Origin of the sequence: Nostoc sp. (genome assembly GCF_036919675.1) — a bacterium.
Classification (GTDB): domain Bacteria; phylum Cyanobacteriota; class Cyanobacteriia; order Cyanobacteriales; family Nostocaceae; genus Nostoc.
In genome coordinates, this window is the sequence record NZ_JBALCP010000061.1 from 1 (window position 1) to 12,545 (window position 12,545).

The 12,545-nt window shown below is 39.6% G+C and carries 10 protein-coding genes; 3 read left to right on the plus strand and 7 right to left on the minus strand.

Annotated features, from left to right (window positions below):
- A partial coding sequence (locus V7K49_RS12560; protein WP_335205766.1) for a hypothetical protein occupies positions 1-644 on the plus strand: 644 nt, incomplete at its 5' end.
- Positions 645-833: 189 nt separating this feature from the next.
- On the opposite strand, the gene V7K49_RS12565 is transcribed toward V7K49_RS12560, so the two are convergent.
- The 4 genes from V7K49_RS12565 to V7K49_RS12580 form a co-directional block, all read right to left on the minus strand.
- Positions 834-5,681, minus strand: coding sequence for a CHAT domain-containing protein (locus tag V7K49_RS12565; protein WP_335205767.1), 4,848 nt, complete (start codon positions 5,679-5,681; stop codon positions 834-836).
- A 51-nt stretch (positions 5,682-5,732) separates the two neighbouring features.
- Positions 5,733-6,491 carry a DUF1822 family protein gene (locus V7K49_RS12570; RefSeq protein WP_335205768.1) on the minus strand — a complete coding sequence of 253 codons (759 nt, stop codon included), beginning with the start codon at positions 6,489-6,491 and terminating at the stop codon, positions 5,733-5,735.
- Positions 6,488-7,183, minus strand: coding sequence for a hypothetical protein (locus tag V7K49_RS12575; protein WP_335205770.1), 696 nt, complete (start codon positions 7,181-7,183; stop codon positions 6,488-6,490). The genes V7K49_RS12570 and V7K49_RS12575 overlap by 4 nt, the downstream gene beginning before the upstream one ends.
- 115 nt (positions 7,184-7,298) lie before the next feature.
- Complete coding sequence (locus V7K49_RS12580; RefSeq protein WP_335042836.1) at positions 7,299-7,562, minus strand: HNH endonuclease; 264 nt, start codon at positions 7,560-7,562, stop codon at positions 7,299-7,301.
- Between the two features lie 604 nt (positions 7,563-8,166).
- On the opposite strand from V7K49_RS12580, the gene V7K49_RS12585 reads away from it, so the two are divergent.
- On the plus strand, positions 8,167-8,745 hold the full coding sequence (locus tag V7K49_RS12585) for a hypothetical protein (RefSeq protein WP_335205772.1): 579 nt from the start codon (positions 8,167-8,169) through the stop codon (positions 8,743-8,745).
- A 42-nt stretch (positions 8,746-8,787) separates the two neighbouring features.
- Here the strand turns inward: V7K49_RS12585 and V7K49_RS12590 are convergent, their stop codons facing one another.
- From V7K49_RS12590 to V7K49_RS12600, 3 genes are all read right to left on the minus strand, one after another.
- On the minus strand, positions 8,788-10,566 hold the full coding sequence (locus tag V7K49_RS12590) for a bifunctional 3'-5' exonuclease/DNA polymerase (protein ID WP_335205774.1): 1,779 nt from the start codon (positions 10,564-10,566) through the stop codon (positions 8,788-8,790).
- Between the two features lie 131 nt (positions 10,567-10,697).
- On the minus strand, positions 10,698-11,240 hold the full coding sequence (locus V7K49_RS12595) for a hypothetical protein (protein WP_335205775.1): 543 nt from the start codon (positions 11,238-11,240) through the stop codon (positions 10,698-10,700).
- A 107-nt stretch (positions 11,241-11,347) separates the two neighbouring features.
- Positions 11,348-12,037 (minus strand): hypothetical protein, encoded by a 690-nt coding sequence (locus V7K49_RS12600; protein ID WP_335205777.1) that lies wholly within the window; start codon positions 12,035-12,037, stop codon positions 11,348-11,350.
- 139 nt (positions 12,038-12,176) lie between these two features.
- On the opposite strand from V7K49_RS12600, the gene V7K49_RS12605 reads away from it, so the two are divergent.
- Entirely contained in the window at positions 12,177-12,485 is a 309-nt protein-coding gene (locus V7K49_RS12605; protein WP_335205779.1) for a hypothetical protein, read from the plus strand.
- Positions 12,486-12,545 lie beyond the last annotated feature (60 nt).

Here is a 12,545-nt window from a genome sequence, read left to right on the forward strand (position 1 = left end):
ACCAAAAGATGTGGGAGCAGTTTATCGCCCGTTGTAAGTCGAAAGGGACGACGGCAACAGCCACGCTGACCCAATTTATCGAACTCTACCTAGATTCACTAGATAACCTTGATGCAATTGGTGGCGATAATTTAGATAAACGCTTGGACTCTAAGATTAAGGCAAGTGTTGAGGAGTACTTAGTTACTAGTAACAATAGTAACCCCAGTCTGACGAATGAAACGATATTAGCTATTTGCTCACGACTTGATAAGCTGGAGTCACAGTTTTCAAGTGAATCTAGTAACGAAACCGAAGCAATCCATAATCTCGCCGATTTATCAGAAAAAGTGGAGGGGATAACAGCCCGAATGACACAGTTTACCGAGGCGATTATTAAAATTCAAAATCATCTCAACAATCAGCAAAAGCGGGGCAATAAATCGTACAACAACAATTCATCATTCATTGGGCATACTCCGCGAATCCAACCGTTGACGGAAGAAGGTTTAGCTTCCAGACTTGGTGTAAGTCAAGAAACTGTACGCGAACAGCGAATGAAGCTGCACCCACCGCTTTTTGTGGCATGGTGCAAGGGCAAGGATAAATCGGGTATGGGATGGGAATTTAACGAAAATACGGGATCATATCATTCGGTAAGTTAGTATTTTTATTATTTTCAAGAATTTCTGAATTTACACTGATTCGCGCTGTTAATGCGATCGCTCTTAGCGCATGAGTGCGATGGTAACTGAAGAAAAGTATCGTCAAACTTTGCAGGCGAGTATTTTAGAGTCAGAAATCATAACTTCATAAACAGAGATATAAGCGTTATACTTCAGAGATTGCAGTTATCAATTTAACCCGGCACAGGTGAAAGCTGCCCAATAATAAGGGTGAGAGAAAGGTTTAGACTCTCCACAAAAAGATTCCAAATCTTTTTGTGCGTCATAAATTCGGTTGCCAATTTGGTCATGTTTTTTGTATTCTTCATTGCGTTGCTGATACAGTTGAGAATCTTGTGGATGAATATCCCGTTCTTTTTTAGTTGTTTTACGCAGCGTTTCAGTTTCCTTGGCTTTCTGCGTCAAAAAAGAACTTAACTTGGGTTTGTAAATAGTGGTAAGAGTTTCACCTGTAAGGGTACGCAGTTCAAATTGAGCTTGTCTAATTGATTGCAGTCGTTTGTTTCCCTGATGTCGGGATTGATAGTAAAATACTGAAAAGAGTGCTGTTGCCAAGTCATCTACTGCCCAGAGTGTACTGATAACACTTTTAGCGCCAGCACAAAGAAAACCTGTTGAAAGAGTGAGAATATCGTCGGTTATTTCAGTCACACCTAAACCAGTTTCGCAGCAAGATAGAAATACATCTTCTAACTGAGGAGTGCGCCAACTTGGAGTTAATAACTGACTTAACGTAATATAGCCATCTCCTAAAATTAATGCTGATTCTAGAGGATTATCGAGCCGCGATCGCGCATGATGACTAGAATGAATTACTTGAACTTTTTGTATCAGTTGACGATAGTTGCTGACACTAGCTTCTTGACTACCTTTTAAACGTTGATTATCAGAAATATCATACAAATTTGCTAGTTGTTCTCCTTCCCAACTAGCGTAGGGTAAATCTTCAGTAGCATCTTCAACAATACCGTAGTTCATAAGACTACTTACTGAGGGACGGTTGTGACAAAATTCTAAAATTTGGCAGCTAGGAACATAACGAATGAAAAATTTATCTCCCAGATATTGACTTTCTGCAATTGGTAAAGCAGCAAAAGGGATTTGATGTAATGCCAGATGAGGAACAAGAATCAATTCATCAATATTTTTCAGATGTTGTGCAATTAAATCATTTAACTTTAAGACTTCAGCTAGTTCTGCTATTAAAAAACTAAATTGCTCTTTCCAAGTATCTTTGTGATGAACATATTGCCCTAACCAGTGAGTTAAAATCGATGATTGTAAAGTTTCAAATCCTAATTCCGTACAAGTGTGCAAAGTAATTTGATTCTGCCGGATGATAAAGATATGGGTGTCATTCGAGGTAGTATAAAAGCTCAGAATAGCTGTTGTAGGTACTTTAATTAGCTGCTGTATAGATGACAAATTCATGGGACTTACTTGAATTTGACCAGCCAGAACAGGATCTAGACGGCGCATTTGTTCCCAAATTTGCTGTTTTTCAGCTTCCAAATCTGCAATAGTTTCGTTATAAGCTTCGATAGCAGCCCGACTATGTGGGCTTTTACCGAGTTTATTACCATCCAAGTTACTGCTATTATAATAGTGTCTTAGTTCATTATCAATTTGCCGTTGTATAGCTTCAAAATCTTGTAAATACTGTTGAATTTCAGCAGGAATTTCACCATCTGAGTAAAGGTCATTACTTGCCATTAAATCTACGAGTCGTTTTGAGCGAGAACGTTCGACATATTCAATAGCTTTATTCAGTTGTTTATTATTAATACAAGCTTGCACCATATTTTCATAAACATGGAGAGAATTAGCTAAAATTTCTTGACGGCGTGATTCTGAACTTGCCCAAGTGCGACTGGTTTCTACAGCTTCAATTGCCACACTATAGCCCCTAATCGCTTCAGCCCAATCACCAATGTTAAAAGCAGTGTTTCCCAGCATTTGTCCTGCTTTTAGGCATTCGTCAGGAAAAGCGGTGGGAGTGAAGATTTTTAAAGCTGAACGATAAGAGGTAATTGCTGCTTCTATTTGCTCTTGTTGTAAGAAGACATTTCCTAGATTCAGATGAGTCATCGCCCATTGTCGGGGAGATTCATCTTTGGTTAAGACTTGTAAAGCAGATTGATGAGCAGCGATCGCCTTTTCTAAATTTTCGCTCCTATCCCCATGAATTCGGTGAAGATAGGCATTAGCCAAATTCATGTGTACTTCTGCCCAATTTGTGGGAAAGTCTTGTTTTGTGTAGACTTGTAAAGCAGATTGATTAGTAGCGATCGCTATTTCCACATTTTCTGCTGCATCACCTCTGAGTCTGTGACGATAGGCAGATGCTAAATTCATTTGAGTTTGCGCCCAAAGTTCTGGGAAGCCTTCACGAGTACGAATGGAAAGAGCATTTTGATAACAAGCGATCGCTTTTTCTAAATTCTCAGCTTTGTCACCTGCAAGGCGTTGGCTTTGCCCGCCGCAGGCATCGCGGTAAACAATACCTAGATTGTTTTGGATTTTTCCCCATCCTTCAGGAGATTGATCGCGAGTCCAAACCTGCATCGCAGCTTCACCAGCCTTAATCGCTAGTTCTGCATTCTCTACTTGATCGCCACGAATCCGATAGCCATAAACAATGGCCAAATTACTGTAAATTTCTGCCCAAAGTTCGGGAAACTGCTCACGGTTACAGACTTTCAAAGCATTGTGCAAGTAAGAAAGGGATTGTTCCAGGTTTTCTGCTTGCTCACCTTTTATTCGACGGTGGTAAGCATTGCCCAGCATGAATTGACACATACCCCATGCTTCTGGTAAAGCTTCGCAAGTAAAAACTTCAGAGGCAAGTTCATACCCTGTAATGGCAATTTCTAAATTATTCGCCTCATTGCCATATCGAAATTCTTTAATCAGAAGGCTCAAACCTAAAAGGTTGGTAGCAATACCTTTGGCATAATCTGGTAGTGCTTCAGACAGAATAGTTGTTGTCCTCAATCGCAATACAGTAGCAAAGCGTTCATCAAGTTTGTCTTTGTTTGCTTTCAGTAACGGATATACACCTTCAGGGTTTTCTAGGTTCTCGAATACTGCTTCAAATAGCTGAATCTGCAATATTTCGCGAATGGCATCTTGAATGCTTCCCCATTGTTCAGGGAAATCTTTCTTGGTAAAAACAGTAGCAGCTACTTCATAACCTGTAACAGTAATTTTTAAGTTAATTCCTTTATCGCCTTGCGGGAACTCTCTAATCAGATTGCTAAAACTTAAAATAGTTGCAGCAAGTTGAACGGCTTGCCCTGATGTCATCTCTTTGCAAACATCCTCAAGCCTTTGCAAGTACTGAACAAATTGTTCGTCTAAATGATTCAGGTTATTTTCTAGTATTTGATATACAGCTTGTGAGTCACCATTGCTTTCGCTTGTTGCTTGTAATACCTGCTCAATAAATTGTGAATTTGAGGAAATTTGCTGAAATTCATCAGTATCGAAAAAGTTTAAAAGGTGTCGAGAACCAGAACGTTCGGCATACTCCCTGGCTTGATCTCGTTGCCCATTAGTAATGCAAAACACCACCATATTTGTGTAGGCAAGTATCTCTTTTGGAATTTCTTGTTTATGAGAAATACCTGCCCAAAGTCGGCTTTGTTCAACAGCTTCAATGGCAACAGCATAACCTGCAAAAGCATCTGTCTTCATGCCAGCAGCCAAAGCTGTTTTACCTAAACTCAATCCAGTTTGTATACAATCTCTAGGGAAATTGGTGGGAGTGAAGACTTGCAAGGCAGCGCGGAGACAGTCAAGCGCTTCAGTAATTTGACCTGTTTTATAATAGGTATTTCCCAGGCTGGTTTTTGTTTCCGCCCATCGCTGAGGATAATCAGAAATAGTGTAGACTTTTAAGGCGTTAATATATGACGAAATCGCCTTTTCTAGATTCTTTTGTTTATTACCCAGAATCCTCTCAGCGTAGGCAGAACCGAGGTTATTTTGACTGCTAGCCCAATAATAGGGTGATGCCGAATGGGTACGTACTTGTAGGGCAACTTGATAACAAGCGATCGCCTTTTCTAAATTCTGTGCTTTATCACCTTGAATTCTAAAAAGGTACGCATTCCCCAAATTATTTTGAAGAGTACCCCAAAGTTCAGGAAGTTGAGCGCGGTTAATAACTTTTAAAGCAGCTTCATAGCAAGAAATCGACTTTTCGATATTTTCAGCTTTGTCTCCTGTAATCCTATCTGTATAAATAAGTCCGAGATTATTTTGCAGTGTCGCCCACTTTTCGGAAAAATCGTCGCGGGTGTAGATCAGTAGGGCATTATTACAAGCAACAATTGCCTTTTCTTGGTTATCGGCGCGATTTCCTCGAATTCGATGGCGGTAAGCTGGTGCTAAATTAGTTTGGATATTAGCCCATTCTTGTGGAAACGCTTCACGGGTAAAAATGGTAGCAGCAACTTCGTACCCTGTAATCGCAATCTCTAAGTTGATATCCCTCTTACCCAATGGAAATTGATAGATTAGAGTGCTGAAATCATTAATTACTGTTGCCACCATCTCTGCTGTTTCTGGTTTAGCATTCGGCAAAGTAGAAAAAGCCCAGTTATGAATCTGCTGAACAAATTTTTCATCCAGTTTGTCTTTGTTTGCTTGCAGCAGACTGTAGACAACTTGCGGGTTGCCTTGGCTTTCTATAATTGTCTTACATATCTCATCTAAAAGAGGGGGAATTTTTACAGAGTTTGCTCTCTGTGATGCACTTTTGCTCGCATCTGTCGCAGTGGTAGCACTTTTAAAAAATGGTGCATTGGGCAGATGTTTGGCAATATGGATTAAATAATCAGCTAAGTTCTGGTTTCCTTGCTGTGACATCATAGTAGATATCTGCTTAATCGCCTCTACTAACCCATCATCAATTAAGTCAGGATGTGCCATCAGAATCTTTGGCTCTTCTCCATCACGACAGGTTAGCAAATGGTTAATTAGTCTGTAATAATCTTCGCTACGTTGTTCCATTTTTAGACACTTCAAGGCTTATTAAAAGTATGTTACCCATTCCCACAAAAACTACGTAACATCTCCCCAAATTTCGGCTAACTTCTCCAATAGCATTTCGGCTAAATCTTGTAATTCGCTATCATCTTGCTGAATTGCTTCACGAGTAGCACCAACAGCGCGAGTATCTCCAGCTAATATTTCCCCTCCGGCGTAGCGCCACTCAAATTCATCGCCAGTTCGGTAAAGAAGCTCAAACTGTGCCACAATCTCTGATAAGGGTTTGTTGTCTAATACAGAGCGTACTTGTACTGCCACCGAGTCATCAGTTTGCAGAAAAGCGATCGCAACTTCAAGACGAGTAATTTGCTGTAGGAGAGACTCAATCGGCTGGAGTTCTGACACTGCTAGCTGTGCAGGCGGATTCACTTCATCAACGGCTGGTGCAAATCCTAATAGCTGCACTGAATCTAGGCTTTCCTGAAACTGTATAGCTACATAGCCAATCCGATTTTCTATAGTATCTGGTAATAAAATGACAGTTTCTTGGGGTAAAACTGGACTGCATTCTAATGTTCCCACATTTGGAATTACCAAATCAGCTACATTCGATAAAGCTGCTTTAACTGGATTCCAAGAATCTGATGAATTGAAATCTGTTGGTATTTGCAACCATTTTAAATAGCTATGGACTGCGTAAACTGCTAACGCATTCAAATAAACTCGCTTACCTTTTTCTACTGTGCTTTGTTGAGCGGCTAAATGTCTTGCTCTAGAATGAATTTCTAAATCTAGCGGAACCATTAACAAGGGTGAAGTTGTGCTGTTCATAACGATTGCTCCTGTTTATATCCCAAATCTGCGGCAATTTTTTGAAGTATTGGTTCGCATTTTCTCTTCCAATGCGAATTGACGGTTGTATAAGGAATGCTCAACTCTCGTGCTATATCTGCAACTTTATCAGGTGGTTCTTTGAGTACACGTCTTTGGCTGAGGAATTGACAATTACACCCAACAGAAGAACCAGAATAACTATTTTTGAGCTTACCTTCGGGATCTTGCTCAATGTAAAGCTCTAATTCTAGACCAATCCGTTGCGTAGTTTTTCTTTGAGAGTTTTCAATTAAACTATCTAAACCACTCAAAGTAGAATTGGGTAGATTATCCAGCAGAGTTATTTCCCCAAAGTCGGAGGCTATGGGAGCATCTAAACTGAGTGGAGCATCTTTATCAGGAGAGTACAAATCTCTAATTCGCCAACCAAGGTAGCTATTGATCCATTTCAAAAAGCTTTCGGAAACTGAGGGAGAATTCAGATCAAATTTGGCAAGATTAAGGCTGACATACTCTAAAGTACGGTTTAGGGCTGTTGGATAGTCTGGATGAGAGGATTTGGCTAATCTTGGTAGTTGCTGAATTTCTAATAGTAGTCGGTGCATGGACAATCGCCATTTTATGCTGTTAGGTGGTTGTTGACGTACCTCTGTAATTAAAGTATTCAATCGTTGATCTAAATCATCCATACATTTTTATTAATGTGTGGTTTTTATGATGGACATTATCTCATTTAGCCAGAGGCTTACACCAAAGATATGCAGAATTTATCGGAAGTATCTTTTGATAAAATTCAACTAAATGCTATTCATAAGTTCTATTTGTAAGTTCAAAAGTCTTTCTATTTTGTGGAGGTAATAGACTGTTTCCACGGGAATTATTGCAAGTGAAACAAGCCAAACGCAAATTCGAGAGACTATTAGAGCCGCCCAGACTCTTGGGAACTAAGTGTTCAATGGTTCTTTCGGATTTGGTCATTTGCTTGCTACACCAGCAACAGCGGTTTCCATACATTTGTAATAATTGGTGTCTCTTGCTACGCCTAGAGGCTGGAGACATATTAGCCATAATTTAACTGCCTGAGTATCAAGGTTTGAAGGTGTTCACTTGTTTAACAGGGCAGTACTAAAAAATGACGCAGAGTTTTTGATTGCGTTGCAAAAAGCAGAAACTATAGCAGTTCTCATTTGGATGCAACACATCGTAGGGACACAGCGATGCTCATTGGTATCAACTTAACCTTAAAAAGGCGCTTAGAAACCGCACGCCAGTCACCTCTCCTATCGGAGACGCTGCGCGAACAAGTCGAGCCAGTCGCTTGCGGGGGTTCCCCCGTGCGGACTGGCGTGGGAAACTCGCCCACGGCGCTGGCTCGTCTACACAAACAAAAGTTACCGATCCTGGATTCCAGACAAGGGACTAGTACCGCAAGGCGGAATTAAAAATTAAAAATGAATACAGCGTAAGCATTTCATGGTTACTGAGCGGAGCCGTAAAACCTGCGGCATAGCTACGCTTAGGGCGCAGCCTCTCCAAGAGTTGTATTGATTTGAAATGGGTGATTTACTTCCCCTGTGCTGTACTAGAGCTAACAGAGTGTTCTGATTATTCTGTAACTGAAAGCGAAAATTTGAATCATGTAGGGGTACATTTGACGAAGCAATGTAGGGAAATGACCGAACTATATAAGGCTGGAATCATTGAGATAACAGAAGCAGAAGATGAAGATGAAGATGAAGATTTATTTGACGTTGCGGTGCATTTTGACGGCGATATTTTTCTTCCCAACGTCGTTTTTGAAGGCAAAGACCACGCATTGCGGCAAGCTAAAAAGCTCTATGATTGGCTAGAAGCTAATCCAAAAGAAATCAAGGGAGAGCAACTGCGTTGGCAATCATACACAGTTAATCGTGAATCTTTAAGAGAATATCCAGCTTGCTATTTACCTTACTACTACTCAAGATATGAGCAAAGTTTAGAAGTTTCAATTATTGAGCGAGATAAAGAAGCTATTGCTTATGGTTGGTTGAGCGCTGAACCTTTACCTTACTATATGAATAAAGAAGATGGTTTGGTAGTTCTTGGAGACATTTCAGATGATGCTGTGCTTGCTGGTTGGCATAAAGCTATTGATATACGCATTAGACTTTACTCTTTTCTCTACCAGTCAAATAGCAGTCACAATTTTTGCACGAGCTATACTGTGAGGAGGGCAATTGAGCTTTTGACTAATCTTCTCAGAATAGCTTGACTGCAAATCCAACTTCAGTCAGACTCGGCAAGTTGAGGTAATTCACCAGCTATTTGATGTCTTAATATCTATAACAACTGGAATAGGGCTGAGAAACTTTTGGGCGGCAGCAACCATACAATTGTGTAATATATGGCTAACTTGGTCAACTTCAGCCTCTGGACATTCCAGTACAATTTCATCATGCCTTACACAGATGAGTTTTGTTCTGAATTTAGCTAATGGATTTGAAAGTTTTACCATAGCTAATTTGTTGATGTCGGCATTTAAACCTTGTACTGGATGGTTAAATAGCTCTGATAGTCGGGGCTTGTTTACCCATCTCCGTCGTCTATTTGCTAGTGTACGACTTTCCTTAATGCCTTGGATGTATTTACGTTTGATGTTTTCATGCCACCTAGCTATTCCAGGATAAGCTTCAAAGAATCGTTTTCTGAAAGCTTTTGCTTGTTCTAATGTCATTGCCACCCCATATTTTACTTGGGCGTAAATTTGGAGTTTGGCAGCGCCCATACCGAAAATCAATCCAAAGTTTATTGCTTTTGCTAGTCTGCGGTCTTCCTCAGTCACTTCATTGATATGTTTTCCAGTTACTAGAGATGCTGTTAATCGATGTAAGTCAGCCCCCTGGCGATAGACTTGGCACATCTTTGTATCACCACTAAGCCGAGCCATAATTCGTAGTTCTATTTGGGAGTAATCGGCTTTGATAATTTTATAGCCAGGGGCAGCAATGAAGCAGCTACGAGCAGCTTGATCACGGGGAATATTTTGTAGAGGTGGTTTGCGGCAAGAAAATCTACCGGATTTTGCCCCTAATTGATAATAGTTGGGATGAATTCTCCCTGTTTTGGGGTGGATATGCTGGGGTAGTTTCTCGGTAAAAGTGCCGATGATTTTGGATAGACGGCGGTAATCTAGCAATGCTTGAATTATGGGATACTGTGCAGCTAAAGAAACTAATTTACTTTGATTAGTTGAATTGATTTTAATACCAATAGCTTGTAGAGCAGCCAAAACTTGCTGAGGTGAATTCGGGTTTACTGCATCTGTCAGTTCTGGCAGCAATGACATCTGAGAGCTAGCAATACGGAGTTGCTTGAGTTGGTTTAAAGCATCTGTTTTTTCAGCTTCTAGTTTTGCACCCAGTATCTGCCATCGAGATAAGTCAAATAGCATTCCGTTAAGTTCCATTTGAGCTACAACAGGCATACACTGAAATTCCAGTCGGGCAATTTTGAGTAACTTTGCCTGCTTTAACTTCTTGAGGAGAATTGGGTAAAGGTCAAGTAATATGGCAGCATCTACGGCAGCATAGTGCAATTGAACCTTGGTAAGAAGTTTACACCAATCACTGATTTGTTGAGTTTTATCTAGTTGAAGGTGTAGTAGCTTTTTAGCTATATTTTGTAAGGATGAGCTTGTTTTTAATCCTGCGGTTAGAACTTTATAAGCAAGTTGGGTATCAAAGAATTGACCAGAGGGTTGAAGTCCTGCGAGTGTGAGAAATTGCCAGTCGAATTTGGCATTATGTGCAATTTTGACAGCAGAGTTACAAAGCAGTTTTTTGAGCAGTTGGCGATCGCTTTTGGGAATAGCTGGTAAATCTATCAGTACTACCGGATGGTTTGGTGCAGCTATTTGAATCAGTCTAATAGAATCAGTTAGAGGGTCAAGTCCTGTTGTTTCACAATCTATGGCTAAAACTTCTGCCTGAAACAGAGGTTGGAGAGCAGAATTAAGAGTTGAAAGATTAGAAACAAGAGTATATTCTGGAGTATAAATACTGGAATTATTTGTATTTATTAAGCCTGTATTCATAATAAATTAAATTAGAATTTATCACCTAGAAGCGATAGCTTGTATATCTAGCAACTTCAAATTAGTTTTATACAAAGATTTGAAACCTATTAAAGAGAGGTAATACTATCGATATTCCTCTCTTTATATGATTAACTGACTTTACACTTACCTGTTTTTGCAATGCTAGAATGCTGAATATTCTCTCGAACAGATGTAAAAGCAGTAGGAGCCAATTCTCTAATAATGGGTGTGACAATTTCTGGTGCCAGTTCTAAACGATGCTTAATCTGTGCTTGCAACCAGGCTAAAGGAACACTTTTACTGTTGACTTTTTGTTTGATAATTAAGTCAGGATTGGATTTTGAAGCTTTTTTTATGGCAGTGGCAATTTTTCTGGCTGTCCGTAAATCAATTTTGTCTACATCAATGCTAATAAAGTTGTCTGGTTGAGGTTCTGGTTTTGATGTAATATGGTTAGTCGATTGATTTTGGTTTTTCACCTTGAGAGATTTCTTAATATCAATAGATTGCAGGTGTGATTTTTCAGATGTTGTGTTTTCTATGTTGACTGTAAATTTCTGCCACAGATGGACTATTCCCACAACGAAATCAACGACCATTACAATGGTATATAAGGCTGTAATTCCAATGATGAGATGAGTTAAAAATTCTTGAATTTGTTGAGTATTCATGATGAATAACTTGAAAATTTATGTTCATAATTCAAGAAGCGAACGCTTCCATTTAACAGAAAAATCCTCATCTGAAAATTTGAATAGACTGAGGATTTTTTGAAAATTCAGAACAAGCTGATTTGCACAGTTGAATTTGATGAAGGTTTAGGAGTTGGAGTGCTTTGGGTCGATTCTAAGTGAGACTTGGCATTGACATTACGCTTACCCCATCCCTCTTGTGCTGCGTGTTTAACTATGCTGCGTCGAATTGACCTGCTAAGATAGTTGAATTCATTTTTTACCTGATTAAAATGAATGATGCGATTATTGCTGGCATTGCTCGTATCACCATCACCTATAAATTCATAAAAACTCTTGCAACCCTTTGGTAATTTATCGTATTTGGTTAGAACTTCATTACCTACCCAAAGATAAAGGTCAGCGTAGTCCCTATGCAGAGGTGCTTCATAAGTTGCAGGCATCATGTAGGTAAGAACTTCTGTGGCTGTGCTGGAAACACCAACCCGATCCTGTTCGTATTCAGTGAAGATAAGTTCCAATCGCTCCTGAATACAAGCAAACTTCAGCCATTGGGGAATCGTATCACTCCAAGGACTGCGATGAATTACCAATGGCCCTGCAAGGTAGCGAACATGATGTAGGGAAAATTCAGATATTTCTAAGAGACTTGCTAATAATTCTTTTGGTGTATTTAAACTAGCCAGAATTTGCAGCATTTTTTGGGTGTTGTCTGGCAGTTTGGTACTATTACCATTACTAATTTCTGCCATTATTTCTGGTGTAATCAAATTCATTTGCTCCATTTTTCATCTCGATATGAGCGCATCACCAAAAATAGCCAATCGGCTAAAAAATTAATGTCCAATAGGTGAAGGCTGATATTAGATAAATCTTTTTATGCTGGCATTGATACAGCTTTTTTAGGTAATGTCAATGAATAACGAACCCACAATTAACCAAAATCTTGATACTGACGACAGTAGTAATTATCAGTCTGGCAGTGGCTATCAATCTTTATGTTACGGTGTTGAGCAATTAAGTTATGGAGATAGTAGTAATCCCTTGCAAGCAGACCAATTTAGGGATGGTTATCAAGAGAATATTTTTGAAATCAATCTTGGGGATACACCTTACACTGAATCGGCTGCTAATCCCAATCCTCAATTACCAGGATATGGCTCTGGCTCCGGTTACAAGTCTAAGAAAAGTCAACAGTCAGCAGAAGAGGAGCTAGAGTTATAAGTCATATTTTCACTCTCTTCCTATACCCCATAAGCAACAAGTAATTGGGTTATTATTCAA